A 26162-nucleotide genomic window follows, 5' to 3' on the forward strand; every position below is an offset into this window, starting at 1 on the left:
TATTAAGAATTAAAACTCTTCTTCTTCTCCATGATCGTGATCCTCGACTATCTCGACATCTGTGAGTCCAGGGATAACTTTGTTATTATGGATTGCATAGTCTCTTATAGCTTTTTTAATTGCCTGTTCTGCAAGAACAGAGCAGTGCATCTTCACAGGAGGGAGTCCTCCAAGTGCATTTGCTACCTCTTTGTTTGTAAGGTCAAGCGCTTCATAGATACTTTTACCTTTTATCATCTCTGTCGACATGCTTGAGCTTGCTATCGCAGAACCACAGCCAAATGTTTTGAATTTAACATCTACAATTATATCATTTTCAATCTTAAGATATATCTTCATTATATCGCCGCACTTAGGATTTCCTACTTCGCCGACTCCGTCAGGATTTTCAATTTCACCAACGTTACGTGGATTTGAAAAGTGATCCATTACTTCTTTTGTATACATTATTTGTTTTCTCCTTTCAAAAACGCCTCATATAACGGTGACATCGATCTCAGTCTTTCTACGATTACAGGCAGCTTTTCCAGTGCATATTCAACATCTTCATCCGTGGTGAAATCTGAAAGGCTTAGTCTAAGAGACCCGTGTGCAATCTCATGCGTAAGTCCTAATGCCATAAGGACATGAGAAGGATCAAGTGCGCCTGAAGTACATGCCGATCCGCTCGAACCCGCTATACCTACCATATCAAGGCTTAGAAGAAGTGCTTCACCTTCGATGAATCTAAAACAGAAACTTGCCAGCGTCGACAGCCTGTTTTCTCTGTCCCCCGTAACTATTGTGTGAGGAATTCTTTCAAGCACTCCGCTAATGAGCTTTTCTCTCAGCTCAGTCATGCGGATGATGTGATTGTCGAGGTTCTCAAAAGCCAGTTCGCATGCTTTTCCAATTGCTGCTATACCTGCTGTATTTTCAGTACCTGCTCTTAGCTTTCTTTCCTGTCCTCCTCCGTGAATAAGATTGTGAATTCTTATTCCCTTTTTTATATAGAGGGCACCTATGCCTTTTGGTGCATATATTTTGTGACCAGAAAGCGAAAGCATATCTATATTCATTTCATTTACATCTATTTCAACATTTCCTACCGCCTGAACAGCATCCGTATGGAAAAGAATCTTATGTTCTCTTGCAATCTCGCCTATTTGTTTAACCGGCTGTATAGTTCCTATTTCGTTGTTTGCAAACATCACGGAAATCAGTATGGTAGTTGGTCTTATCGAAGACTTGAGTTGTTCAAGGCTAATCATCCCTTTATCGTTTACATCCAGATAAGTGACTTCAAACCCATGGAACTTTTCAAGATATTCGCATGTATGAAGTACCGCGTGATGTTCGATTTTTGTAGTTATAATATGATTTCCTTTTTCCCTCAGTGCAAAAGCAGTTCCTTTTATAGCCCAGTTGTCCGCTTCAGAACCCCCTGCCGTAAAATATATTTCATTAGACTGAGCACCTATGAGTTTCGCTACGCTCTGTCTGGACTTTTCTACTACAGGCTTTATATCCTGTCCGAATTTATGAATACTGGATGGATTTCCATGATAATTTCCGAGAACATCAAGCATTTCGGCGATTACTTCCTCTTTTACCGGAGTAGTAGCAGAATTATCCATATATACTCTTCTGAGTTCCATAACTTTGTCTCCTTTATAATTTATATATTTTTGTCAAGCATATCTTGAAGTGTAATCGAATCCATACACTGATCTATGCTTGTTTTCATTCTTTCCCAAACAATTTTTGTGACACAGTCCTCTGCATTAAGACATGCAGAATCAGAGTCCTCCAAAACACAGCTCGAGGGAGCGAATGGACCTTCGAGGCTTCTCAGTACATCTCCAACTGTAATCTCATATGAATATTTCGCCAGGAAATAACCTCCCTGAGCTCCTCGGACACTCTTAATCAGTCCATTCTTCTTGAGAACAGAGAAAATCTGCTCAAGATACAATTCAGATACTCCGATTATTTCTGCTACAGTCTTCACAGGAAGAGGCGTATTCTTATCCGATAACAATGCGAGCTGATACATCGCCTTTAATCCGTATCTACCTTTGGTGGATAATTTCAATTTAATCCCCCTTTCGGTCATAATTAATTCATAGTAAATTACTATGTTTTAATTATAATACTATTATGCCCTCAAAGTCAATATGTCATTACAAAAAATTTTTGAATTTAAGCCTTCCAGTTATATATCTTGAAGTATATCCCACAAGAATTCCTGTACCAAGAGAAATATACATTAGAATTGGAAGATAGACAAATATGGATATATTCCTTATGACCATGGCTGATACAATGAGCTGCCCTACATTAAAAAACACTGCGCCTACTACACTTACTCCTATCATGCTCACTCCAGGAAGATTTAGCTTCTTAATTAGGAACATGGCAATCATGCTGAGTATTCCTCCCGATATGCTGTACATAAAAGCATTTATACCTCCACCAAATATCGATGACATTATTACTCTTACGACAAGAACAAAAAAAGCATCACCTAATCCAGTCATATAAAGCAGAGAAAGTGTTATTATATTCGTGAGGCCAAGCTTTGCTCCAGGCGCTATAAAATAAAGGCTCGGAAGCATAGATTCTATGAAGTAAAGGATTAGGGAATAGGCAACCATAAGCGCCATAAATGTTATTCTTCTTGTACTTTTCATTTCTGCTCCTAACTCGCTATTACATCTACATGCTGCTCAGAATCTATTCCATCTGAATCATCTTCGATCTTCACATACAGCTTATGCGGAAGACACACTATCATCTCTCCATCCCTTGAAATCTTATGGGATTTGACGCATAGCTCATCGTGACAGTTAGCTTCTGTAACGCTTACTTTTCCATCTTTTATATTAATGGTATTGATTTCACCTTCGTTTTCAATTCTAATGGTTTTTTCATAATTTTCATCTATCATGTATCTGTGGATTTCCTTGCCATCTTTTACTACTATGACAGTTTTTGTGTCATCCAGTTTACCTGTGCTGACAAAATTTCCGAATGTTATTGCTGCAATGAAAACAACAATTATAATTATTAAGTCTCCTTTTTTCATTTTAGACCTTTCATTAGAAAAAGCATAATACTAAAGCTGAAGTTCATTTGTACACTCCAGCTTTAGCATCTAAATCTTATACTATTGAATTAACTACAGCATCCGCAATATTAGTTGCATGATCTGAAATTCTTTCCAGGTTGCTTATTACATCAAGAAACATTATTCCTGACTCAGGATTGCACATATTGTTATTTAGTCTGTATATATGTCCAGCACGACATGCCTTCTCCATTATATCGACTTTTTCTTCCAGTTCTCTTACTCGTTGCGCTATTTCAAGATCACCTGTTCGCATTGCATCAAGAGAAGATTCAACTGCATAAAGTACCTTGTCGACCATATTGATCAGTTCTTCCTTTGATTCAGAAGAATATGGCAGGTTGTTCTCAATTGAATTCTGGGCAAGCTCTGCTATATTCTCGGCATGGTCCCCGATTCTTTCAAGGTCATTTACCGTATTGAACAGTCCATCTACCACAACACGATCCTCAAGCGAGATTTCAGCATTTGAAAGAGCTATCAGATAATCAATTATCTCTCTTTCCATCTTATTTATGTCTTGTTCATATCTAAATACTGCTTCGACCTTTTCAGAATCTTTTTCAATGAATCCTTCGACGGCTCTCTGTACATTACTTTTTGCAAGTATTCCCATATTAATACATTCTTTGAATGCGCTCTCTAGTGCGATTGAAGGTGTTTCCAGCATACGCTTGTCAAGATGTGTAACCATTCCAACCTGATCTTCATCCTTAATTGGTATTACAATCTGAGAGAATTTTACAATAAAGTTAGCAAGCGGGAACTGTATGATTACGTTTATTATGTTGAATAAGGTATGCGCATTTGCAATCTGTCTTGTAACATCTGTAGGATCCAGATGAACAACGAAACTCATAATAGGAACATTCAGAATCAGAGAGAATATCAAGGTACCAATAATGTTAAACGTAAGGTGCATTATCGCTGCTCTCTGGGCATTTTTGCTTGCTCCTATACTTGAAATCAGCGCTGTAGTACATGTACCAATGTTATCTCCGTAAAGAATTGGAAGCGCCGCTGTTATAGGAAGAAGCCCCTCTGCTGCCAATGCAATCAGTATACCTATTGAGGCTGAGGAACTCTGAAGAAGGAGGGTAAGTCCAAATCCCATAAGTATCCCAAGGAAAGGATTGCTGCCGAAGTTGATAAGCATGTCCTTGAATGCTGCTATTTCTCTTAGCGGCTTAACCGCGTCTTTCATGTATACCATACCGACAAAAAGAATACCAAAACCAATAAGTATATCTGCATAGCTCTTTGATTTGTTTCCTTTTTTTACTATTTGCATGATAATACCGATACCAACAGCTACCGGTGCTACCTTTTCAAGATTGAAGGAAACCAGCTGTGCCGTAACAGTGGTACCTACATTGGCTCCCATTATTACTCCTATTGCCTGGCTTAGCTGCATAATTCCTGCATTTACAAAGCCTACAACCATTACGGTAGTAGCCGAGGAGCTCTGAATGATAGCTGTAACGAAAATACCTACAAATACTGCAATGAATCTGTTTTTAGTAAGCAATCCTACGATTGATTTAAGTTTATCTCCTGCTGCTCTTTGCAGTCCAGATCCCATCAGATTCATTCCATAAAGGAAAAGTCCCAGTCCGGCAACCACTTCCAAAAAAATTGTAAAGTACATTATGACCTCCAAAAATTCACATAATTAAAATACCTTGTATATTTTAACAAAAAAAACAAATTAAAGATACAGCTATTTGAAAAAAACCGGAATTTCTTTTTTAGAATATTATAAACAAAATTCACGGATAATGAATTCAGCTGTCTTCAGGCCATCTACTGCAGCACTCACAATTCCTCCTGCGTATCCAGCTCCCTCCCCTGATGGATATAGACCTCGTACATTTACCGACTGATGATTTTCATCTCTCATTATCCTCAGCGGAGAAGAGCTTCTGGTTTCCACTCCCGTAAGCACGGCATCCTCCATATCAAATCCTTTAAGCTTTCTACCCATATGGACAAGGGCTTCAGAAATCGATTCAGTGATTATATCCGGATATATCCTGTCCAGCCTTGCAAATCTGTAACCAGGCTTATAGCTTGGCGTTACAGCTCCAACTGATCTGCTTTCTCTCTTTTTTATGAAATCGCCAACAAGCTGCACAGGTGCGCTGTAGTCGCCTCCGCCCATTTCGTAGGCCATTTTTTCGATTCTTCTCTGAAAGTCTATGCCTCCTAAAATATCTTTACCAAAATCTTCTGCTGAAACGCTGCACAGTATTGCACTGTTTGCATTTTCAAGATTTCTGGCGTTGTAGCTCATTCCGTTTACAGCAAGCATCTCCGGCTCTGAGGATGACCCTATAACCATTCCGCCAGGACACATGCAGAATGTATAACACGATCTGCCGGTACTGCTCTGATGTGTGAGATGATACTCAGCCGCTCTCAGCTTTGGATGCTGATACAATTCCTTATACTGGCTTTTATCAATGACTGCCTGAGGATGTTCTATTCTAAATCCAACCGCAAAAGGCTTGGAGATCATCATTACCTTTGAGCTGTGAAGCTTCTCAAAAGTGTCTCTTGCACTGTGTCCAATAGCCAGAATAGCAGCATTTGTTTCAAATTCAGATCCATTTACTATAAGCCCCTTGAGTTCACCGTTTCTTATATTCAAGCCATCTACTCTTGAGTCAAATCTGACTTCACCGCCCAGAGAAATTATTTCTTCTCTGATTTTTTTTACGACATCAATCAGAACATCAGTTCCAATGTGAGGTTTGTTGGCAAAAAGTATTTCTTCGTCAGCACCAAAAAAGTGAAGGTCTCTGAGTATCAGATCCACTCTTTTATCTTTTATTCTGGTAGTAAGCTTACCGTCAGAAAACGTCCCTGCTCCACCTTCTCCAAACTGAACATTCGATTCCGGGTTAAGGGTTCCAGACTCCCAGAAATTCTCAACATCCCCTTTTCTACGGATTACATCTTTCCCTCTTTCAAATACCACAGGTCTATAGCCATTTCTTGCAAGCTCAAGTGCAGCAAAAAGTCCAGCTGGACCCAATCCCACTACCGCTACTCTTCCATTTACCTTAGTACTGCCTTTTATTGTTTCTTCTTTAATATATTCACTTACTTTTATTGCATTTTTGTCTCTCTTTATTATGCTGTCCTCATTATCAGTTTCAACATATACCTGATATACAAATTTTATTGGCTTTTTTCTTGCATCAATTGATTCCTTCACAATGCGATAATTAAAGGGTCTGCCTGAAACAATTTTTTCTATCTGCTTCCTTATAGCAATATCTCTGTCATCATCAAGATCTATCTTAATATTTGATATCTGTATCATCTAATCCTCTATTATTCTTATATCAATATCCGTTTCATCACAAATTCCATGCTCAGTTAATTCCATAATCAGATCTCTCTTTATATACCCGATCAAATCTTTTCTTGAAAATTCAAGATTTATAAAATTTGAGCTGTCTGGTAAAATCACTGCATCAAGCCTGTTTCCAAAAGACTTGTGGATGCTCACAAGCAAGTATGCCTTTATGTCAAACAGCCTGTTGCTGTAATTAATCTCTATATCATTAAAAAAACACTCAAATTCAAAATAGTTCTCATACGGCGTTATCTTTTCAAGCAGTATAAACATGTTATTCCCCTTTCCTTAAATATTCAATGTCTTTCTGCACACTCAGCGGAGGTATAGTTATTTTTCTGGTCTTAGAAACATCTGATTTTATTCCATAGCTCGATTCCCAGCTTCTTAACATGACATCTTTCTCCTTAAGGTTTCTGTAGAGGGTTTTTTCGTTTCCTATTACCTTTATTTCATACGGCGGGCTTACAGGAACATTATTAACGTTAATATGGTTTCCTGCAAGTGTTATTTCACTTGTACCTGTAATAATCTGATTGTTTATAGATATCACTTCTCCCCCTGATTTTTTTATGTCATTTACAAGTTTAAGGAGGAGTCTGTTGGTTTCTGTGTCGAAGGCGATATTTTTAGCTTCCACTGACTCAAGCTTTATTTCTACACCTTCTCCAGAAAGCTTTTCCAGACCGAGCATCATCCTGTAATTATAATATTTATCTTTATCCTCTTTGGAGAGTCCCATATTCTGATTCTCATATTCTGTCTGTAATTTTCTATACTGCTTATTCAGAGAACCCAGCTTTTCTTCAAGAGAATTCATCTCCGATTTTTCCTTGTTTATTTGAGATACAAGCTCCCTTGAAACACTTGATGAATACGGGCTGTACTGAAGTGGACTGTTTGTCTGAACGACAATGAGCACACCTAAAAACAGAGAGAGTATGAAATATTCTAAAGAAATTTTTCTTCTGTTCATAATATACCCCCTCTGTAATTTTGTTGTGATTTTATTATTGTGCTACTCTGAAATCTCGTATCCATTTTCCCGGTATATTTCCAGTACATGATTCCAGATTTCTTCAACACCAGTCTTCTTAAGCGCACTTATCGGAAGAATCCTTTCTCCCTCAAGCTTCATTTTACTTTTTATAATTCGCTTTGATATTGCAGCGTCGTTTCTTGTCACCTTATCTGACTTCGTGGCAATTATGGATACAGGTATCCCATAGTGCCTTACAAAGTCCAGCATAAGAACGTCATCTTCCTTTGGTTCATGCCTTATATCTACAAGTATGAAAACATGAATCAGGTTTTTTGAATTTATGAAATATTCTTCCATAACCTTGCCCCAGGAAGACTTCTCTTCCTTTGAAAGTTTTGCATACCCATATCCCGGAAGGTCTACGAAATAAAATTCGCTGTTGATCTTATAGAAGTTTATAGTTCTCGTCTTACCAGGAGTCTGGCTCACCCTGGCAATCTTTTTCCTGTTGAGCAGCGTATTTATTGAAGATGACTTCCCTACATTAGATCTTCCTACAAAGGCAATCTGCGGCAGGCCATCATCTGGATATTGCTCTTTTTTTACTGCACTCATATCCATTCTTATATCTTTGATTTTCATTAATCTCTCTTTTCCAATGATAATTCTAAAACTTCACTCATATGTGATACGAAATAAAATTTTATCTTATTCCTTACTTCCTCTGGTATCTCCATATAGTCAGGCTCACAGTCCTTTGGCATGATAATGGTATCTACTCCTGCACGATATGCAGCGAGCACTTTTTCTTTTATTCCTCCTACAGCCAGAACCTTGCCTCGCAGCGTAACCTCTCCTGTCATTGCTATATTAGATTTTACAGGAATATCCGTAAGGGCAGACAGTACCGCTGTAACCATAGTTATACCCGCAGAAGGCCCATCCTTTGGTATAGCTCCTTCAGGAATGTGAATGTGAATGTCCTTTTTTGTGTAAAAATCAGGTGAAAGGCCAAAGTCTTTAGCAATTGTCCTGATGTAGGTTATTCCAGCTCTTGCAGATTCCTTCATGACTTCGCCAAGCTTTCCTGTGAGTTCAATCTTTCCATTTCCATCCATTACAGAAACCTCGATATTAAGGGTTTCTCCACCCACCTGAGTCCATGCCATTCCAGTCACTTCTCCGATTTTGCTCTCCCCTGACACCTTGTCTCTTCTTACTATTTCCTTTCCCAGATATTCCTTTACATCATCTCTGGTAACAGTAAGTCCCTGAAGCTCCTGGTTCTTGACTTTCTGGACTGCAACCTTTCTGCATATCTTGCCAATCTGTCTCTCAAGCTTTCTTACCCCTGATTCTCTGGTGTAATTATTTATAAGATATTTGATTACATCGTCATCCATTTTTATGAAGTCTGGATCAAGCCCATTTTCTTCAAGCTGTTTTTTGAGAAGGTATTTCTTTGATATTTCAAGCTTTTCAAGCTCCGTATAACCAGATATCTCTATTACTTCCATTCTGTCCAGAAGTGGTCCAGGGATAGTGTTCAGAGTATTTGCAGTAGTAATGAACATTACCTTTGAAAGATCAAAAGGAACCTCCAGATAGTGATCTACAAAATCCTTGTTTTGCTCAGGATCAAGCACTTCCAGAAGCGCAGACGCTGGATCCCCCTTGAAATCTGAAGCCATTTTGTCTATTTCATCAAACAAGAATACAGGATTAGCAACCTTTATATCTTTTATTGAGTTAATTATCCTTCCTGGAATTGCCCCTACATAGGTCCTTCTATGACCCCTGATCTCCGCCTCATCTCTAAGGCCACCAAGGGATATCCTCACGAATTTTCTATCCATAGCTTTTGCAAGAGATTTCGCAATAGAAGTTTTCCCAACTCCCGGAGGACCTACAAGACATATTATAGGTGATTTCATTTTCTCGCTGAGCTGTCTTACTGCAAGGAATTCAATTATTCTTTCTTTTACTTTTTCCAGTCCATAATGGTCCTGCTCAAGTATTTCTGTGGACTTATTAAGGTCTCTGTTGTCCTGAGTAAATATATTCCATGGAAGGTCTAGTATTGTCTCTATATAATTTCTAGTAACACTGTAGTCAGATGAAGACGAGTTCATCCTTCCGAGTTTTTCAATTTCTTTTTCTATCTTCTTTGTCACAGTTTCCGAAAGATTAAGCTTTATGAGCCTGTTCTTGAATGCTTCAATATCCTCCTGGATATCTTCGTCTTCTCCCAGTTCCTTCTGAATTGCCTTAATCTGTTCTCTAAGGTAATAATCCTTCTGGATTTTCGAAACCTGATTCTTTACTCTCTTGTCTACTCTTTTTCTGATTTCGACAGTCTCAAGCTCCTCTTTTATGCTGAGATAGAGCGCGCTAAGCCTCTTCTCCACATCCAGCTGCTCAATAAGGCTCTGAATCTGGTCTGGTTTAAGATTCACATAGCTTGCCACTGTGTCTGCAAAAACAGATGGCTGATCAAGGTCTGAAAGCTGATCGAATATCACCTGGGAATTTTTCCCATTTTCCTTCATCAGTTCATCAAACGCTTCAAATATCATATCCATAAGCGCATATGCTTTTTTCTCGCTTTTTATCGCTCTGTCATGAATGCCCTCTACGCTTCCTGTAAAGAACGGCTCGCTGTCAATTATTTCTGATATCTTACCCCTGCTAAGACCTTCAACCAGAACCCGCACATTACTTCCAGGTATCTTAAGCATCTGCTTTATCTTGCAGATAGTTCCAAATTTATGAAAATCCTCTTCTGTTGGCAGTTCAATTTCTATATTTTTCTGAGTCGTAAGAAAAATAACCTGATCATTTGCCATCGCTTCTTCAAGTGCCTTTATTGATTTATCTCTTGCCACCTCAAAGTGAGTGATGGTAGATGGAAATACGGCCAGTCCTCTTAACGGCAGAATCGGTAGTTTGTATATTTCTTTTTTTCTTCTTGGTGCCATATCATTTTCCTTTCTCATTTCCTCTGTATAATTATAGTGTATAATTCAAGCTGCTTCAAGAACTTTAAGGAAATTTTAAAAAAATATAAACCTTGATGTTAAATTAAGGTTTATATTTTATGATATTATTCAGTTTTATGCTGTCACATTCGTAAATTCAAGAAGATTGCCTTCATCAGTAATGATTTTTGGCGGTTCGTTACCTTCTATGCATGCTTTTGTAACTATCACTTTTTTGATATCTTTTCTCGAAGGGGTCTCGAACATTACATCCAGCATTACTTTTTCAAGAATACTTCTCAATCCCCTTGCTCCGGTTTTCCTTTTCATTGCCTTTGAAGCAACCGATATAAGAGCATCATCTTCAATCTCAAGCTCTACGCCATCTATCTCAAAAAGTCTGATATACTGCTTTACAAGCGCATTTTTTGGCTCCTTGAGAATTCTTACAAGCGCATCTTCATCAAGCTGCTTGAGAGAAACAACAATCGGAACACGGCTCACGAATTCTGGAATTATTCCATATTTTATCAGGTCCTGTGTTTCAACTTTTTCAAGAAGGTTCATCTTCTCCATATCTTTTGAAGATGAGATCTTGGCTCCAAATCCGAGAGTTTTATCTCCCATCCTTCTTTTTATTATCTCTTCCATACCATCAAACGCTCCACCAAGAATGAACAGGATATTTGTAGTATCAATCTGTATAAATTCCTGATGAGGATGTTTTCTTCCCCCTTGCGGAGGCACGTTTGCCTTAGTTGATTCTATTATCTTAAGCAGAGCCTGCTGGACACCTTCGCCTGAAACATCACGTGTTATGGATGTGTTTTCTGACTTTCTTGCAATCTTGTCAATCTCGTCTATATAGATTATTCCCTTTTGTGCCTTTTCAACATCGTAGTTTGCTGCCTGTATGAGCTTAAGTAGTATGTTTTCAACATCCTCTCCTACATAACCTGCCTCGGTAAGCGCAGTAGCATCAGCAATCGCAAATGGTACATTCAGTATTTTAGCCATGGTCTGAGCAAGAAGCGTCTTTCCTGAACCAGTTGGTCCAAGCATGAGAACATTACTCTTCTGCAGCTCTACATCTCCAACAGAACCAGAAGAATTTATTCTTTTGTAGTGGTTATATACCGCTACTGAAAGGGTTCTCTTTGCTTCATTTTGTCCAATTACATATTCGTCCAGTATTTTTTTTATTTCCTGAGGCTTTGGGAGTTCCGAAAAATCCTCTACCTCTTCAACTCTTATTTCCTCGCTTATGATAGAATCACACAGCTTAATGCATTCATTGCATATAAATATGTCATTAGGGCCGGCCACAAGTCTTTTTACCTGATCCTGTGTCTTTCCACAAAATGAACATTTCACTGCTGATTTGCCGTCATTTGATTTCATTATTTTCTCCTTTATAGCCTTGTTTCAATTACTTCATCTATCAATCCATAATCTTTCGCTTCATAGGCTGACATAAACGTATCTCTGTCTGTGTCTCTTTCAATCACATCCAGAGGCTGTCCAGTTTTTTCAGACAGAATCTTATTCAGTACTTCTTTCATCTTTAAAATCCTGCTCGCCTGGATCTTGATATCTGTAGCCTGTCCCTGAGTTCCTCCACTAGGCTGATGGATCATGATTTCTGCATTCGGAAGAGCAAACCTCTTGCCTTTTGCACCTGCGCTTAGAAGAAACGCTCCCATGGAAGCTGCTGAACCTACACATATTGTAGATACATCAGGTTTTATATATTGCATCGTATCATATATTCCCATTCCTGCGGTAACTGAACCACCAGGGCTGTTTATATAGAAATGTATGTCTTTATCTGGATCTTCCGCTTCCAGAAAAAGCAACTGTGCTACTACAAGAGATGCAGTTACGTCATTAACCTGATCGCTTAAAAAAATTATTCTGTCCTTTAGAAGTCTTGAGTAGATATCATAACTTCTCTCACCTCTGCTTGTTTGCTCAACCACTACTGGTATATAAGACATATTATTCTCCTTTCATTTTTCATGGTTATTCAAAATACAGTAGCAGTGCTACTGTATTCTGATAACTTTTATACTAATTTTGCGTTTTCTAATAATAAGTCAACAGTCTTTCTTGCAACAATCGTGCTCTTTATTGCTTCGTCCTGGGAGTTCTGGAATATTTCCTTAATCTTCTCTACTTCCAGCTTGTATATATCAGCCATCTTCTTGTATTCTGCTTCCATGTCTTCTTCAGTAGCTTCTACGCCTTCTGATTTTGACACTGCATCAACTGCAAGACTTATTCTTACTCGCTTTTCAGCATCTTCCTTCATTTGATCTTCAAGTATCTCTTTTGAAGTTCCAGTGTACTGATAGTAAGTGTTAAGGTCCATCCCCTGATATCTCAGGTTGTTTTCAAAATCCTTAAGCATGTTGTCTACTTCATTTTTTACCATGACTTCAGGAATTTCTACCTCTATATTCTCAGCAAGCTTTTCTACAACTTCGTTTTTCATAGCATCTTCTGCGCTTTTTTTCTTATTTTCAGCAGCCTTGGTTCTTATATCGCTCTTTAGTTCTTCAAGAGTTTCAAATTCAGTAGTATCCTTTACGAACTCATCATCTATATGAGGAAGCTGCTTCTCTTTTATTTCGTTTATTTCAACTGCAAATACAGCTTCTTTTCCTTTCAGATCTTCTGAATGATAGTCTTCAGGGAAAGTAACAACAACATCCTTGCTGTCTCCAGCGTTCATTCCTATAAGCTGTTCTTCGAATCCAGGTATGAAAGTATTAGATCCAACAACCAGGCTGTAGTTTTCTGCTTTTCCGCCTTCGAATTCAACACCATCCACGCTTCCGCAGAAGTTAAGCAGTATGCTGTCCTTGTCTGAAACAGGTCTGTCCTCTACAGTGACCATTCTTGCATTCTGTTCCTGCATTTTCTTTATTTCTGCCTCAACGTCCTCTTCAGTAACCTCAGCACTTACTTGTTTTACTTCAAGACCCTTGTATTCTCCAAGCTTAACTTCAGGCTTAACCTGAACATTGATTACCATCACAAGGTCTTTTCCTTTTCCAATTTCCTCTATATCAAGAGACGGTCTGTCAATAACCTCAAGCTTAAGCTCTTCAACTGCATTTCTATATGCTTCCGGGAAAACTATGTCAATGGCATCTTCAAAAAATACGCCTTCTCCATACATTTTCTCAATAACTGCTCTTGTAGCTTTTCCTTTTCTGAATCCTGGAATATTGAATTGACCCTTGTTCTTGTTGTATGCCTGCTTACATGCATTTTCAAAAGCTTCGCTTCCTACTGTAATCTTAAGTGTTACTGTGTTATTCTCTTGTTTTAAAATCTGATTCATTTTTCCTCCTAGTATATATATATTATTTTATTTATCTTATTTCGATATAATTCAACTTTTACATTATATCATATGAAGACCTATTTTCAAAGCCATTTTAAAGTAAATTTAATACAAAAAACCTTATTTGTCAAATGAATGAGTCCGCTAGTACAACAACAGCTTCTAATTCATGAGAATATCAATCACCGCTTTGCATTTGCTGAATTCTATAAAATATGGACTGGTCGCAATAAGAACGAGGGAAGCATTATCTATGAGCTTTCTTATAATTCTTATTTTTTCACTAAAGTCAATATAATCCATCTCTTCGGAAAAAAAGTCCAGGTCCAGATCGAGAACGAAATTTCTGGTTAAATCATATTTATCCATTTCAAGCAGCGAATACTGTGAATCCACACAGTAGTGATTATCTATTATGTCCATTTTTATAAGGGGTTTTATAAAATTACCGACATTCAGTACTGAATTCGTATATAAAAAGGCAGCAATATCATCTTTATCTTCACTTCTGAAGTTTGCTTCTATTTCACGCTCTTCTTTTGTACCGGTATTAATCATATCGCGTCTGAATTTTTCAAAGGAAGAAAACAGAGAATTTCTGTATTCATCAAAGTATATGTCCGGCTCCCGCATATCTTTGTGCTGATCCACATGTATAAAATCAAATTTTAAGCCGCCTGACTTAAAGTGCTTGTACGCGAAATAAAATGAGTGATTGTGATTATCGAAAATAACCATATCCCTGCTGCCTTCATGCTGGACTATAATATTTCCGAGCCCCTTACAGCATGCTTCATTTCCCTCTTCATCTATTTCTATAAACGCACATTCTTCTCCGGGAGACAAATCTTTAATCATTCCTTCCACAATTGAGGGTACGACTATTTTTTTGACTTTTCTGTCTTCAAATGAAAACAAATTATTTGATACTGCAACTTCTATATAAAATTTATTGCTGTAAGCTTTCAATTTTCCTCCATTTTTTCTGCTCAATTAAACAAATATAAATCTCAAATACTTAATTTGTGCGAAAATATTTAACTATTTGAATAAAAAATAATTAGCTTGCTGGCGCACTTCTCAAGGCGCGAAAAATAAGCTAAATCCATTGACATTGTACGCTATACATGTTATCATAAATGCAGTGGATATTCTACTATATTACAATTTTTAATGCATTTTTGGAGGAAAAAAAATGAAACAAGGTATCGTGAAATGGTTTAACGCAGAAAAAGGATTTGGATTTATTTCAGTTGAGGGAGAAAACGATGTATTCGTACACTTCTCATCAATTCAAACAGAAGGATTCAAAACTTTAGAAGAAGGACAATCTGTAGAATTTGAAATCGTTCAGGGAGCTAGAGGACCACAGGCTTCTAACGTTACAAGAATCTAATTGTCAAATTATCTGATTCTTTTAATATATACCTAAAGTTTTGAGCTTCGAAAATTTGTTTTAAAATTTACATAGCTGTTTATAATTACGAATTATAAAATTAACTTAGTATAGATTAATTAACAGATCAAAAAAGAGGGATGCATCCCTCTTTTTTGTTTACCTGTTAATACTTTTTGGCTTGCCAAGTATTTCTGACATAATAATCGCTTTTCTGAGGCTGTCTCTGTCTTTAAAAAATGCAGCCTCTTTTTTCGTATCTTCAAATATATAGTGATTTTTTTTCTCTACGTCCAAAACATCTGTAGTTTTCTTTTGAATTTGCGATTCGTGATTCAGCTTCTGAAACGCAGCAACTGATGCCGCCTCATCTCTTATATTGACAGTCTCCGCTTGAGCTTCATCAGCATATTCACCCGGAAAATTGAATATATCTCCCCATTTTCCAGATACTGGATTAAATTTTCTGGAAGACTTTTTCTTTGAAGTATTTCCAAAAGCTGCATTCTTCTTCTGTTTCGCTATGTTTGAAAAGATGTAAGATATGATTATCAGGATTATCCCTTCCATGCTTCACCTTCTACTTTTCTTCAACCGTTGATATGCTTTCACGCATTTTCGTGTCCGCCATTATATTTTTCATGTTATAGTAGTCCATTACACCCAGCTTGCCGCTTTCAAAAGCATTCGCAATCGCCTGAGGAATTTTTGATTCTGCCTCAACCAGCTTTGACTGCATCTCCACTACAAGGGCCTTCATTTCCTGTTCCTGAGCTATTGCCATCGCTCTTCTCTCTTCAGCCTTCGCCTGAGCGATCTTTTTATCAGCTTCTGCCTGATCAGTCTGAAGCTGAGCCCCTATATTTCTTCCGATATCTATGTCCGCAATGTCTATAGAGAGGATTTCAAATGCGGTACCTGAATCTAGTCCTTTAGACAGCACGACCTTCGATATCATATCCGGATTTTCAAGCACATCTTTATGCTTAACCGCACTACCAACAGTGGTAACTACGCCTTCTCCAACTCTGGCAAGTATAGTTTCCTCTCCAGCTCCACCGACCAGTCTTTCTATATTTGCCCTCACGGTTACTTTTGCCTTTACTTTTACTTCTATTCCATCTTTTGCCACTGCCGAAATTATAGGAGTTTCAATTACCTTTGGATTAACCGAAACTTTTACAGCTTCAAGTACGTCTCTTCCTGCAAGATCTATCGCCGCAGCCTGTTCAAATTCAAGCATTATATTCGCTCTCTGAGCAGCTATCAACGCATTTACAACCATGTTGACATCTCCACCTGCCAGAAAGTGAGCCTCCAGCTTGTCTATTGTTAGATTAAGCCCTGCTTTTGTTGCCTTTATCATAGGATTTACTATGTTAGTAGGCCTTACTCTCCTTATGTTCATACCCACGAGTGTCAGTATCGATATCTTTACCCCTGAAAACATAGCCGTGATCCACAGACCAACGGGTATAAATCTCAGAAGCGAAACCAGCAGCAGCAGTATGATTAAAATACTTATTACAATTCCTAAATCCATTACTTTTCTCCTTCCATTTCTCTGACGAGAACTTTCGTACCGTCTACATAAGTGACTTTTACCATTTTTCCTTTTTCAATAAGCTTGTCTTCTGAAACTACATCCAGTATCCTTCCTTCAATCTTAGCCTTTCCAGTAGGCCGCAGGGTACTTTCCGCTATTCCTACTTTGCCAGTATAGCTCTGAAGGTCTTTACTGCTTATATAACCTTCATCTTTGTTCAGCGAAGATGACAAGATAAGAGTGTTTCTCATCCTTTCCTTTGGAATGATCTTTATAAGGATATATATTATTATCCCTATTATTGTAAAGCTTACCAATATTGCAAGCAAAAGGCCAATAAAGGTATCAGTCATAAGAGTTAGTGCCCATATGACCATTATGGCTCCTACTGTACCCAAGACGCCTCCTGGTACGAATAACTCCGCAAAGATAAGCGCTATTCCGATACCTAAAAATAAACTATTCATTTATATTTACCTCCTGTCTTCTAATTATACCCTATTCTATAATTAAATAGTTACAATTATATAAAGAAAATATTACAATTATGTAAATATGAGATACTTATAAAAAAATCAGCAGATGTTAATAAATCCGCTGATTTTTCAAAATTGAATATCTTTTAATTTTTATTATTTACTTAGCTGAGCTGTAACTTTCTTACCTTTGATCTTAACGTTCTTCATGTTTTTCAATACCGTCTTCTCATATTTTGAAGGTATTTCAAAGAAACTGTAATTGTCAAACAGGTCAATTGATCCTATGTGCTTGCCCTGAATCTCACATTCTCCAGCTACCGCTCCTACGATGTCTGCAACTCTGACTTTGCTGTTTTTTCCAACATTGATATGGAATCTTACCATGCCTTTTTCTACTTTGCCTGACTTTGATTTTCTCTGCGCTCTTTCAGGCTGTCTCTTGTCATATTCTCCAAAGTTTATGCTTTCCTTATCCTGCAGCTGAAGATTTTCTTTTAGTACAAGCGCAAGGAAAGTCTCAACATCCATGCCGGATTCCTTTATTTTATCGACTACTTCGTAATATGCATCTATATCTTCAGGAATATTTCGGTTCTTTATATCTTCAATATAATTATTGAGAACCTTCTCTTTGATTTCAGCATATCTTGGTATTATTGTTTCTTCTATCTCGCATTTTGCGTACTTCTGGATATTTTTGAGTTTTTGAATATCCCTTCCGTATACAAATGAATATGATTTTCCTTCTTTTCCTGCTCTTCCGGTTCTTCCTATTCTATGAACATACTGCTCATCTTCCTGAGGAAGGTCATAGTTGAATACAACGTCGACATTTTTAATATCAAGTCCTCTCGCTGCGACATCTGTAGCAATAAGGATATCAATATTCCCACGTTTAAAGCGGTCCATTACATAATCCCTCTTCTGCTGCTTCATGTCTCCATGGAGTCCCTCTACTGAGTATCCTCTTGACTGCATGTCATATGTCAGCTCATCTACCATCTTCTTAGTATTGCAGAACACTATAGATTTTCTAGCGTCTTCAAGCTGTATGATTCTCGAAAGAACCTCTGCCTTATCAGTATTTCTTACTTTTATATATTTCTGAACTATCCTGTCTACAGTAACCTGCTTGCTTGCTACCTTTATAATTTCAGGGTTTCTGAGATATTTTCTGGCAAGATTTGCTATCGCCGCAGGCATAGTTGCTGAGAACAGCATGGTCTGTCTGTCTTCATCAGTTTGCTTCAGTATTTCTTCGATATCCTCTATGAATCCCATATCAAGCATTTCATCCGCTTCATCCAGCACTGCAAACTTTACTTCGCTAAGCTTGAGAGTTTTTCTTCTTATATGATCAAGTACTCTTCCCGGAGTTCCGACAACTATCTGTACTCCCTGCTTTATGCTCTTGATCTGTCTTTCTATGCTTTCTCCACCGTAAACTGCGGTTACCTTTACTTTAGTGAACTTGCATATTTTGTTGATTTCATTTGACACCTGTACTGCCAGTTCTCTTGTAGGACATAGTATTATAGCCTGTGGCTTGAATACTGATTTATCAATCCTTTCAACGATAGGTATCGAAAAAGCCATAGTTTTTCCAGTACCAGTCTGTGACTGACCTATGAAATCGCCTCCATCCAGACCCAGCGGTATAGCCTGAGCCTGTATAGTTGTAGGTGTCTCATATCCACTTTCCTTAATTGACTTTAACATTTCCGGTGACAAGTTTAAATCTTCAAATTTCAAATTATTCATTTATTATTCCTTTCAACTTTCGGATATACTATATCCATTTAATTTCACTTTTTCCGTTTTCAATAAGATAATCATTTATCATTCTAAAGTGATTATTTCCAAAATATCCCCTGTAGCATGAGAAAGGACTCGGATGGCTGGACTTGAGTACGCAGTGTCTGTTCTGGTCTACAATAGCAGCTTTGTCTATTGCATAATTTCCCCAAAGCACAAATACCAGAGGTTCTTCTCTCATATTGAGAATACCGATTATCTTATCTGTAAATTTCTCCCAACCCATATTTCTATGTGAGCCAGGCTTTGATTTTTCAACTGTCAGTATGCTGTTCAAAAGTAACACGCCTTGTTCAACCCAGTCAGAGAGATCGCCCAAAGTCCTCGATTCTCCATACTCGTTTTCAAGTTCCTTAAAAATGTTGACCAGTGACGGAGGATTTTTGACCTCTGATGAGACGCTGAAGCACATGCCATTGGCCTGCCCTTCTCCATGATATGGATCCTGCCCAAGTATAATCACTTTGGCATCGTCAATATCTATTCTCCGAAAAATCTCAAACACTTTTTCTTTCGGAGGATATACTGTGTTTTTCATGTACTGCCCATCAAGATATGTCAACATATCTAAAAAGTAGCTTTCTTTAAGCTCATCAAAAATATGTTCTTTCCATCCCGGCTTTACGCTTTCAAGAGCAAATGACCTTGCAATATATTCTATACGCTTGTTCATTCAGGATACCTCTCTGTCCGCATTTCTATAACAGAGCTCAAGTTCTCCCATCTTTGCACTCAAGGCGATTGTCGTTATTCCTTCAACATTCTTCTTACTCTTGATTACGTACTCCCCTATAAGCGGAGACGTATATACATTGTCCAACTCTGAACTGAACAGTTTGCTCATATTGATTTTATCAATATATGGCTTCTTTTTAATCTGGAAAAGGCATATTTTTTGAAAGTAAAGTGACATTTTAAATAAATAGTCATCTTCATGAATAATATCTTCATCGAATCTTTGAAGCAGTCCCAGGTTCATTTCTATCTGTTTTTCTTCAATAAAATCAATAATAGCATCCTCAATGGAAATTTTATTTAATATTATATCAATCTTAGCTTTTTGAAATTCCACTTCCTCTTCCCTGGTGCCCCCTGTCATATTTATCTTTGAAAATACAATATCCGGATCTTCAATTGAAAAAACACGGTATACAAGGAGATTAATTCCAATTCTGTTTTTAAGAGTAAGTTTCTTTCTTATTAGCTCATACAAATCATATGTGTTCTTTACAGCCTTTTCATAGACTGGGTTCGATAATATCAGTGGCATTAGCGCCGACATTATGCTGCCTTTCCCTTTATTCAAAAAGTATCTGTAGAGCTCCAGCTCGTCAGAGAGCCTTCTTGCATCTACTTTTACTTCAAGATCTTGTTCAACTGGAAATAATGATCTTGTGATCATATACACTATATCCTTATTTCCAAATTCTGCGATATTCTGGTAAATCCGTTTTCTATCCATATCTACATTTTTTCTGGAGCTTCCATTCCAAGAATCCACATTGCATTCTTGAGCGCATTTTTTGTTGCTGAAACCACAGCTACATAAGCCCTTTTATAATCCTCTTCGCTGTTCAGTATGTGATTGTCATGATAGAATTTGTTGAACGCCTGAGAAAGATCAAGAGCGAATCTTGCTACATGATGAGGTTCATTCTTTCCCTGAGCTCTTAGAAGAACACTTTCAAAAGAATCAAGCACTCTTACTATCTCAACTACATCTTCATTACTTGAGAGCAGACTGTAGTCAATATCGCCAGTAACTTCAAAACCTGATTTTTTCAGTATCGAGCAGCATCTCGCATGTGTATACTGAACATACGGACCTGTTTCGCCCTCAAAGCTGAGAGTTCTTTCCCAAGAGAACTGATAGTCCTTTATCCTGCTGTTTGAAAGTTCCTGGAAAACAATAGCCCCAACACCTACCTGCTTCGCGACATTATCTATGTTCTCGAGATCCGGGTTTTTCTGCTTTATGATTTCCTTAGTCTTTTCAATTGCCCTGTTGAGGACATCTTCAAGGAAAACCACCCTTCCTTTTCTCGTAGAAAGCGTTCCTTCTTCCAGTGATACTGTTCCGAATTGAACGTGTATGCAGTCCTTCGCCCATTCATTGCCCATCAGCTCAACGATTTTTTTCCATTGTCTGAAGTGAAGCTCCTGAGGGGTTCCAACCACATATATGTTTTTGTAGAAATCGTATGTTTCTTTTCTATATAGCGCTGCCGCTATATCTCTTGTTATATATAGTGTAGATCCATCCTTTTTCATTATGAGCGCTGGCGGCATCCCATGCTCCTCAAGGTCCACTATCTTCGCTCCCTGCGAATCCTGAAGTATCCCTTTTTCCTCAAGCTGCTTTATTACCGAAGGCATCTTGTCAGAATAGAAGCTTTCTCCCGCAAAAGAATCATATTCTATACCGAGCATTTCATAAACCTTATTGAACTCCTTTAGTGATACGTCTCTTATCCACTGCCAAAGCTCAGTTGCTTCAGGATCCTTATCTTCCAGTTTTTTGAACCACTCTCTTGCCTGATCTTCCATTTCTGGATTTTCTTCAGCTTTGTCATGAAACTCTATATAAAGCTTCAAAAGCTCATTTATTGGATCCTTTTCAATGACGCTTCTGTCTCCCCAAGCCTTATAAGCTACTATGAGCTTTCCAAACTGCGTTCCATAATCTCCAAGATGATTTATGGCAACCGTATTGAATCCCATAAATTTATACAGCCTGTGAAGAGAATGACCTATAACCGTAGTTCTTATATGTCCTATATGAAACGGCTTTGCTATATTTGGAGATGAATACTCGATTATCGTGGTTCTGTTCTGACCGAATCCCGTCTTTCCGAATTCTTCGCCTTCTGCTATGCAGCTTCCGATTACATCGCTTACCCATACATTTTTGTTCAGAAAAAAGTTAACATATCCGCCAAGATTTTTTATTTCACCCACGAACTCCGGTTTTTCGATTTTCTCAGCAAGCTCCAAAGCTATCTGATTAGGGGATTTTCTGAATTCTTTGGCCAGTCTGAAACACGGAAATGCATAGTCTCCCATTTCCACATTTGGCGGAATCTCTATTAATGATAATATATCTTCCATGGCAAGATTTTCTAAATAATTATTTAAAATAATTGCAAGTTCATTCTTAAAATCCATTTTTACCTCCTCAAGTTATCACATTTTATAAATAAAAAAACTCGTCTCTTTATATATAAAGAGACGAGACTTTCCCGTGTTACCACTCTTCTTGGTATTTAATACCCACTCTATATTCTATAACGTGAATGACTCGTACTTTTTATTTATTAAAGCATCCTCAGAGTTTCTATTCAAAATTCTATCCTACCAAGCTTCCACCATCCTTGGTTCTCTATAAGGAAATCTTAATATTTACTTATCTCTTCACAGGAAAATATTTAACTATACATACTGATTTAGTATATCATATTTCCAATCGATAATCAATAGGTTATTGTAAATCGCTATCATGTTTTTTAATAAGGTCTGAACCTTTTCAGTCTAAGCGCATTTGAAACGACAGATACCGAACTCAGACTCATTGCCGCTCCGGCAAACATCGGGTTCATGAGAGGACCTCCGAAAAGATGAAGGATTCCCATGGCAACAGGTATTCCTATTACATTGTATCCAAATGCCCAGAATAAATTCTGCTTTATATTCCTTATAGTACTCTGACTTAGCTGTATGGCCGTAGCAACGTCCATGAGATCACTTCTCATGAGCACTATATCAGCAGATTCCATGGCAACATCGGTTCCAGAGCCTATAGCTATACCAACATCGGCCTGAGCAAGTGCCGGAGCATCGTTTATCCCATCACCTGCCATCGCAACAATGCTTCCACTCTTCTGAAGCTTCTTAACCTCATTCGCCTTATCTGCGGGAAGCACATCCGAAAGCACCCTTTCTATTCCTACTTCCTTTGCTATAGCTCTTGCTGTTCCTTCGTTGTCTCCGGTTATCATTACAACGCTTATTCCCATGCTAGTAAGCTTTTCTATGGCTCTTCTGCTGTTTGGCTTTACTGTGTCAGCAACTGCAATGACCCCTGCTATTTTCTGATTTACTGCAAGGTACATTGGAGTTTTTCCCTCAATTGCAAGTTTCTCCGAAACCGATTCAAACCCTTCCAGCTTCACATCGTTATTTCTCATAAGCTTTATATTGCCGAGCAGTACCGATTTTTCTTCAATTACAGCTTTTATGCCAAACCCTGATATAGCGTCGAAATCCTGAGAACTTTTCAGTTCAAGGCCCAGCTCTTCAGCTTTCTTTATTATGGCTTCAGCAAGTGGATGTTCAGATCCATGTTCTGCAGATGCAGCAAGCTGAAGTATGGTGTTCTCATCAAAATCTCCAAAAACTGTTATATCGGTCACAACCGGTTTCCCTTGAGTTATAGTTCCCGTCTTATCAAGGACTACAGTGTCTACTTTATGAGCAGTTTCAAGAGCATCGCCACTTTTTATGAGAACTCCGTTTTCCGCTCCCTTCCCGGTGCCTACCATTATCGCTGTAGGTGTTGCAAGTCCAAGAGCGCACGGACAGGCTATCACAAGTACAGATATGAAAATAGTAAGTGAGAATCTTACCCCTTCGCCCGCCATATACCATCCGAGCCCTGACAACAGCGCCAGAACGATAACTACAGGGACGAAATAACCTGATATTATATCCGCAAGTCTCGCAATTGGTGCTTTGGAGCCCTGCGCCTCTTCTACAAGCCTTATTATCTGAGCTATGGCAGTGTCCTGACCCACTCTTGTTGCCTTGTATCTCACAAATCCATTCTTATTTATGCTGGCTCCGTAAACCTTATCTCCAACATTTTTTTCAACCGGGATACTTTCGCCGGTAAGCATCGATTCATCAACCGAAGTCTTTCCTTCTGTAACTTCTCCATCTACAGGAAATCTTTCACCAGGCCTTACCATAACAACATCAGACTCTCTTACGTCCTTAACTTCGATTTCAACTTCTTTGCCATCAACGAGTATCCGTGCCGTTTTGGGAGTAAGCCCAACTAATTTTTTTATAGCCTCCGAGGTTTTTCCCTTTGAGACATTCTCAAAGTATTTTCCAAGAGTTATAAGTGTCAGTATCACCGCAGCAGATTCAAAATATAAGCTGTGGACGTAATGATGATCCCCTGAAGATATCATTGCAACCGCATAGATTCCGTACAGAAAAGCAGCGGATGTTCCAATCGCAATAAGCGAATCCATGTTGGGACTTCGTTTGATAAGCGACCTGAAGCCTACAGCATAAAAATCTCGTCCACATATCATTACCGGAAGAGTCAGAATAAGCTGAATAACTGCGAAATTCAGCGGATTTACATCAGGAGATATAATTTTCGGAACCGCCAGCCCAAACATAGTGCCCATAGAAATATATAGAAGCGGTATTGAAAACACAGCCGATATGACAAATTTTCTCCATAATTTCTTAATCTCTTCATCTTTCTTCTTTAAAAACTGCTCCTCATTTGCATGCCTTACTTCTTCATATACAGCTTTAAACCCAAGTTTTGCTACAGTTGAAATTATCTTTTCCCGGTCAAGAGTGTTTTCATCATAGTCTATATTGAGATATTCAGTAGCAAAATTCACATTTGAGCTATATACACCATCAAGTTTTCCTGTCGCTTTCTCAATTGATTTTGCACATGCTGCGCAATGCATTCCCTCAAGTTTAAGCATTTCTCTTTTCATCCGTACATCCTCCGTTTCTACCTGTCTATAAGTTTTGAAAGTATTGTCATCACTTCGTCAAGCTTATCTTTTCCGTTACCTTCAGCAAAAGCTTCTGCAACACAGTGTTCTATATGCTGCTTCAGAATCTGAACGTTGGCTTTTTTAAGCAATGACTGCGCCGCAATAATCTGGTTTGATATATCTACGCAGTAACGATCTTCTTCTATCATTCTTATGGTTCCTTCTATCTGTCCTCTGGCTATTTTCAGCGTGCTCATCGCCTGCTTTTTTGCATCATTCATCAGATCACCCTCCTCACTACCCCCCAGGGGGGTGTATATCTTTATGATATCATATATTATCCTTATGTCAATAAAAAAATCTGCATACAGTGAATAAAAAAATCTGCATACAGTGAATAATGATTGTCTCACTGTTGCAGATTTAGATTTATATTTATATTTCATTTACACTGTATTTCTCAACAAATCTCAATGGGTGATATGACAGCTTTGCCTTTCTGAGTCCAGCTATCCCCAGATCTTCTTCCCTGTTTACAAATTTTGAATCCGGGAATTCATTTAAAATAAACTGCTGATTTATAAATTGATAGAGTCCTCTTATTTCCTGATTTGCTTTTTCTATATGGACAAGCACCATTTCTTCGTTCAGCATCTCTCCAATCGTAAAGGCTTCAAGATTTCCATCAATATAAACTCCTGCTATCTTAAGCTTGTCACTGAGAATCTCATAATTTTCGAATATCTTCCTGATTCCTTCTGATTCATCATCCATTCCCTCATCAAATTCATCGCTTTCTTCCTTTGTCTCTGCCCATGTCACCATGAGTTTCAAGCAGTCATCAAAGTCTTTTGAATCAAGTAACCTGTAATTGAATCTTCCTTCATATTCTTTGAGAAAATAATTCAGATGGTTTCTTTTCTTCTGATTTTTCTTGCCCGCAAGAGTTCTAAGACTCTCTCCATCATAAATATAGTCAAAGAGGTCTCTTTCCTCTGTATATACAAACCGTTCAGGGTAATTCTGTTTCAGCAGGTTAAGAACATCAGAGGTTATACCCCTGAAATATATCCTGCTTCCGCTTTCCTTAAAATAATCTATGGCATAATCCACAGCTTTGAGAAGGTTCTCTTTTTTTGCAAGTGGCATTATAGAAAAGGCATTGCCCTCATATTCTGCCATTATTATCGCAAAATCACTGTCTATATGGTAATGAGTCTTATATACATGCTGCCACATGAATAGCGTAGTAAAACAATATTCACAGGCCTCATAATCAACCATTTCAAAAAATGGGTCAAGTTCTGTCTTCGCATCAATGCTGATTTCTTTAAATAACATAAAATCCTCCTTGTTATATTAAAATTATATCACAGTCATTTACGAAACGCAAT

General features: G+C 38.0%; 26 protein-coding genes and 1 other annotated feature. Of the genes, 1 reads left to right on the plus strand and 25 read right to left on the minus strand.

Going from position 1 to position 26162, the window contains the following annotated elements; genetic code table 11:
* Positions 1–9 precede the first annotated feature (9 nt).
* The 15 genes from nifU to AC4PGZ_RS06150 form a co-directional block, all read right to left on the minus strand.
* Complete coding sequence (gene nifU / locus AC4PGZ_RS06080; RefSeq protein WP_492160162.1) at positions 10–447, minus strand: Fe-S cluster assembly scaffold protein NifU; 438 nt, start codon at positions 445–447, stop codon at positions 10–12.
* A complete protein-coding gene (gene nifS / locus AC4PGZ_RS06085; protein WP_492160163.1) occupies positions 447–1637 on the minus strand; it encodes a cysteine desulfurase NifS in 1191 nt (396 codons plus the stop codon). Before nifS ends, nifU begins: the two co-directional genes overlap by 1 nt.
* 20 nt (positions 1638–1657) lie before the next feature.
* Positions 1658–2074 carry an RrF2 family transcriptional regulator gene (locus AC4PGZ_RS06090; protein WP_492160164.1) on the minus strand — a complete coding sequence of 139 codons (417 nt, stop codon included), beginning with the start codon at positions 2072–2074 and terminating at the stop codon, positions 1658–1660.
* Between the two features lie 88 nt (positions 2075–2162).
* The gene (locus AC4PGZ_RS06095) at positions 2163–2672 is read right to left on the minus strand and encodes a Gx transporter family protein (RefSeq protein WP_492160165.1); all 510 of its coding nucleotides are present in this window, start codon (positions 2670–2672) and stop codon (positions 2163–2165) included.
* Between the two features lie 8 nt (positions 2673–2680).
* Positions 2681–3067, minus strand: coding sequence for a NusG domain II-containing protein (locus AC4PGZ_RS06100; protein WP_492160166.1), 387 nt, complete (start codon positions 3065–3067; stop codon positions 2681–2683).
* A gap of 76 nt (positions 3068–3143) precedes the next feature.
* Positions 3144–4757, minus strand: a complete 1614-nt coding sequence (locus tag AC4PGZ_RS06105; RefSeq protein ID WP_492160167.1) for a Na/Pi cotransporter family protein — start codon at positions 4755–4757, stop codon at positions 3144–3146.
* 108 nt (positions 4758–4865) lie between these two features.
* Positions 4866–6437, minus strand: coding sequence for an NAD(P)/FAD-dependent oxidoreductase (locus AC4PGZ_RS06110; RefSeq protein WP_492160168.1), 1572 nt, complete (start codon positions 6435–6437; stop codon positions 4866–4868).
* On the minus strand, positions 6438–6746 hold the full coding sequence (locus AC4PGZ_RS06115; protein ID WP_492160169.1) for a hypothetical protein: 309 nt from the start codon (positions 6744–6746) through the stop codon (positions 6438–6440).
* A gap of 1 nt (position 6747) precedes the next feature.
* The gene (locus AC4PGZ_RS06120; RefSeq protein WP_492160170.1) at positions 6748–7449 is read right to left on the minus strand and encodes a DUF881 domain-containing protein; all 702 of its coding nucleotides are present in this window, start codon (positions 7447–7449) and stop codon (positions 6748–6750) included.
* Between the two features lie 42 nt (positions 7450–7491).
* Entirely contained in the window at positions 7492–8097 is a 606-nt protein-coding gene (gene yihA / locus AC4PGZ_RS06125; protein WP_492160171.1) for a ribosome biogenesis GTP-binding protein YihA/YsxC, read from the minus strand.
* Positions 8097–10433: an endopeptidase La gene (gene lon / locus AC4PGZ_RS06130; protein WP_492160172.1), complete on the minus strand. Its 2337-nt coding sequence runs from the start codon at positions 10431–10433 to the stop codon at positions 8097–8099. Before lon ends, yihA begins: the two co-directional genes overlap by 1 nt.
* A 135-nt stretch (positions 10434–10568) precedes the next feature.
* Positions 10569–11834 (minus strand): ATP-dependent Clp protease ATP-binding subunit ClpX, encoded by a 1266-nt coding sequence (gene clpX / locus AC4PGZ_RS06135; RefSeq protein WP_492160173.1) that lies wholly within the window; start codon positions 11832–11834, stop codon positions 10569–10571.
* A gap of 11 nt (positions 11835–11845) precedes the next feature.
* A complete protein-coding gene (gene clpP / locus AC4PGZ_RS06140) occupies positions 11846–12430 on the minus strand; it encodes an ATP-dependent Clp endopeptidase proteolytic subunit ClpP (protein ID WP_492160174.1) in 585 nt (194 codons plus the stop codon).
* 68 nt (positions 12431–12498) lie between these two features.
* Positions 12499–13782, minus strand: coding sequence for a trigger factor (gene tig / locus AC4PGZ_RS06145; protein ID WP_492160175.1), 1284 nt, complete (start codon positions 13780–13782; stop codon positions 12499–12501).
* Between the two features lie 165 nt (positions 13783–13947).
* Positions 13948–14754 (minus strand): peptide arginase family protein, encoded by an 807-nt coding sequence (locus tag AC4PGZ_RS06150; RefSeq protein WP_492160176.1) that lies wholly within the window; start codon positions 14752–14754, stop codon positions 13948–13950.
* A 226-nt stretch (positions 14755–14980) separates the two neighbouring features.
* Between AC4PGZ_RS06150 and AC4PGZ_RS06155 the strand changes: the two genes are divergently transcribed.
* Positions 14981–15181: a cold-shock protein gene (locus AC4PGZ_RS06155; RefSeq protein ID WP_492160177.1), complete on the plus strand. Its 201-nt coding sequence runs from the start codon at positions 14981–14983 to the stop codon at positions 15179–15181.
* Between the two features lie 159 nt (positions 15182–15340).
* Here the strand turns inward: AC4PGZ_RS06155 and AC4PGZ_RS06160 are convergent, their stop codons facing one another.
* From AC4PGZ_RS06160 to AC4PGZ_RS06205, 10 genes are all read right to left on the minus strand, one after another.
* Positions 15341–15751: a hypothetical protein gene (locus AC4PGZ_RS06160; RefSeq protein ID WP_492160178.1), complete on the minus strand. Its 411-nt coding sequence runs from the start codon at positions 15749–15751 to the stop codon at positions 15341–15343.
* Between the two features lie 10 nt (positions 15752–15761).
* Entirely contained in the window at positions 15762–16724 is a 963-nt protein-coding gene (gene floA / locus AC4PGZ_RS06165; protein WP_492160179.1) for a flotillin-like protein FloA, read from the minus strand.
* On the minus strand, positions 16724–17194 hold the full coding sequence (locus tag AC4PGZ_RS06170; protein WP_492160180.1) for an NfeD family protein: 471 nt from the start codon (positions 17192–17194) through the stop codon (positions 16724–16726). Before AC4PGZ_RS06170 ends, floA begins: the two co-directional genes overlap by 1 nt.
* A 165-nt stretch (positions 17195–17359) precedes the next feature.
* On the minus strand, positions 17360–18967 hold the full coding sequence (locus tag AC4PGZ_RS06175) for a DEAD/DEAH box helicase (RefSeq protein ID WP_492160181.1): 1608 nt from the start codon (positions 18965–18967) through the stop codon (positions 17360–17362).
* 28 nt (positions 18968–18995) lie between these two features.
* On the minus strand, positions 18996–19694 hold the full coding sequence (gene ung / locus AC4PGZ_RS06180; RefSeq protein ID WP_492160182.1) for a uracil-DNA glycosylase: 699 nt from the start codon (positions 19692–19694) through the stop codon (positions 18996–18998).
* Positions 19695–20522: a hypothetical protein gene (locus AC4PGZ_RS06185; protein ID WP_492160183.1), complete on the minus strand. Its 828-nt coding sequence runs from the start codon at positions 20520–20522 to the stop codon at positions 19695–19697.
* Entirely contained in the window at positions 20486–22186 is a 1701-nt protein-coding gene (gene argS, locus AC4PGZ_RS06190) for an arginine--tRNA ligase (protein ID WP_492160184.1), read from the minus strand. The genes AC4PGZ_RS06185 and argS overlap by 37 nt, the downstream gene beginning before the upstream one ends.
* Positions 22187–22242: 56 nt before the next feature.
* Positions 22243–22445, minus strand: a binding site (T-box leader).
* 79 nt (positions 22446–22524) lie between these two features.
* Positions 22525–24765, minus strand: a complete 2241-nt coding sequence (locus AC4PGZ_RS06195) for a heavy metal translocating P-type ATPase (protein ID WP_492160185.1) — start codon at positions 24763–24765, stop codon at positions 22525–22527.
* A gap of 17 nt (positions 24766–24782) precedes the next feature.
* Complete coding sequence (locus AC4PGZ_RS06200; protein WP_492160186.1) at positions 24783–25049, minus strand: metal-sensing transcriptional repressor; 267 nt, start codon at positions 25047–25049, stop codon at positions 24783–24785.
* Positions 25050–25203: 154 nt separating this feature from the next.
* Positions 25204–26109, minus strand: coding sequence for a DUF2156 domain-containing protein (locus AC4PGZ_RS06205; protein WP_492160187.1), 906 nt, complete (start codon positions 26107–26109; stop codon positions 25204–25206).
* Positions 26110–26162 lie beyond the last annotated feature (53 nt).

Source organism: Proteocatella sp. QWL-06, assembly GCF_058684135.1.

What these genes read in the sequence shown, in the direction of transcription:
- nifU (WP_492160162.1), bottom strand. Translation starts at nt 447, where the DNA reads ATGTATACAAAAGAAGTAATGGATCACTTTTCAAATCCACGTAACGTT.
- nifS (WP_492160163.1), bottom strand. Translation starts at nt 1,637, where the DNA reads ATGGAACTCAGAAGAGTATATATGGATAATTCTGCTACTACTCCGGTA.
- AC4PGZ_RS06095 (WP_492160165.1), bottom strand. Translation starts at nt 2,672, where the DNA reads ATGAAAAGTACAAGAAGAATAACATTTATGGCGCTTATGGTTGCCTAT.
- AC4PGZ_RS06100 (WP_492160166.1), bottom strand. Translation starts at nt 3,067, where the DNA reads ATGAAAAAAGGAGACTTAATAATTATAATTGTTGTTTTCATTGCAGCA.
- AC4PGZ_RS06105 (WP_492160167.1), bottom strand. Translation starts at nt 4,757, where the DNA reads ATGTACTTTACAATTTTTTTGGAAGTGGTTGCCGGACTGGGACTTTTC.
- AC4PGZ_RS06110 (WP_492160168.1), bottom strand. Translation starts at nt 6,437, where the DNA reads ATGATACAGATATCAAATATTAAGATAGATCTTGATGATGACAGAGAT.
- AC4PGZ_RS06115 (WP_492160169.1), bottom strand. Translation starts at nt 6,746, where the DNA reads ATGTTTATACTGCTTGAAAAGATAACGCCGTATGAGAACTATTTTGAA.
- AC4PGZ_RS06120 (WP_492160170.1), bottom strand. Translation starts at nt 7,449, where the DNA reads ATGAACAGAAGAAAAATTTCTTTAGAATATTTCATACTCTCTCTGTTT.
- yihA (WP_492160171.1), bottom strand. Translation starts at nt 8,097, where the DNA reads ATGAAAATCAAAGATATAAGAATGGATATGAGTGCAGTAAAAAAAGAG.
- lon (WP_492160172.1), bottom strand. Translation starts at nt 10,433, where the DNA reads ATGGCACCAAGAAGAAAAAAAGAAATATACAAACTACCGATTCTGCCG.
- clpX (WP_492160173.1), bottom strand. Translation starts at nt 11,834, where the DNA reads ATGAAATCAAATGACGGCAAATCAGCAGTGAAATGTTCATTTTGTGGA.
- clpP (WP_492160174.1), bottom strand. Translation starts at nt 12,430, where the DNA reads ATGTCTTATATACCAGTAGTGGTTGAGCAAACAAGCAGAGGTGAGAGA.
- tig (WP_492160175.1), bottom strand. Translation starts at nt 13,782, where the DNA reads ATGAATCAGATTTTAAAACAAGAGAATAACACAGTAACACTTAAGATT.
- AC4PGZ_RS06155 (WP_492160177.1), top strand. Translation starts at nt 14,981, where the DNA reads ATGAAACAAGGTATCGTGAAATGGTTTAACGCAGAAAAAGGATTTGGA.
- AC4PGZ_RS06160 (WP_492160178.1), bottom strand. Translation starts at nt 15,751, where the DNA reads ATGGAAGGGATAATCCTGATAATCATATCTTACATCTTTTCAAACATA.
- floA (WP_492160179.1), bottom strand. Translation starts at nt 16,724, where the DNA reads ATGGATTTAGGAATTGTAATAAGTATTTTAATCATACTGCTGCTGCTG.
- AC4PGZ_RS06170 (WP_492160180.1), bottom strand. Translation starts at nt 17,194, where the DNA reads ATGAATAGTTTATTTTTAGGTATCGGAATAGCGCTTATCTTTGCGGAG.
- AC4PGZ_RS06175 (WP_492160181.1), bottom strand. Translation starts at nt 18,967, where the DNA reads ATGAATAATTTGAAATTTGAAGATTTAAACTTGTCACCGGAAATGTTA.
- ung (WP_492160182.1), bottom strand. Translation starts at nt 19,694, where the DNA reads ATGAACAAGCGTATAGAATATATTGCAAGGTCATTTGCTCTTGAAAGC.
- argS (WP_492160184.1), bottom strand. Translation starts at nt 22,186, where the DNA reads ATGGATTTTAAGAATGAACTTGCAATTATTTTAAATAATTATTTAGAA.
- AC4PGZ_RS06195 (WP_492160185.1), bottom strand. Translation starts at nt 24,765, where the DNA reads ATGAAAAGAGAAATGCTTAAACTTGAGGGAATGCATTGCGCAGCATGT.
- AC4PGZ_RS06200 (WP_492160186.1), bottom strand. Translation starts at nt 25,049, where the DNA reads ATGAATGATGCAAAAAAGCAGGCGATGAGCACGCTGAAAATAGCCAGA.
- AC4PGZ_RS06205 (WP_492160187.1), bottom strand. Translation starts at nt 26,109, where the DNA reads ATGTTATTTAAAGAAATCAGCATTGATGCGAAGACAGAACTTGACCCA.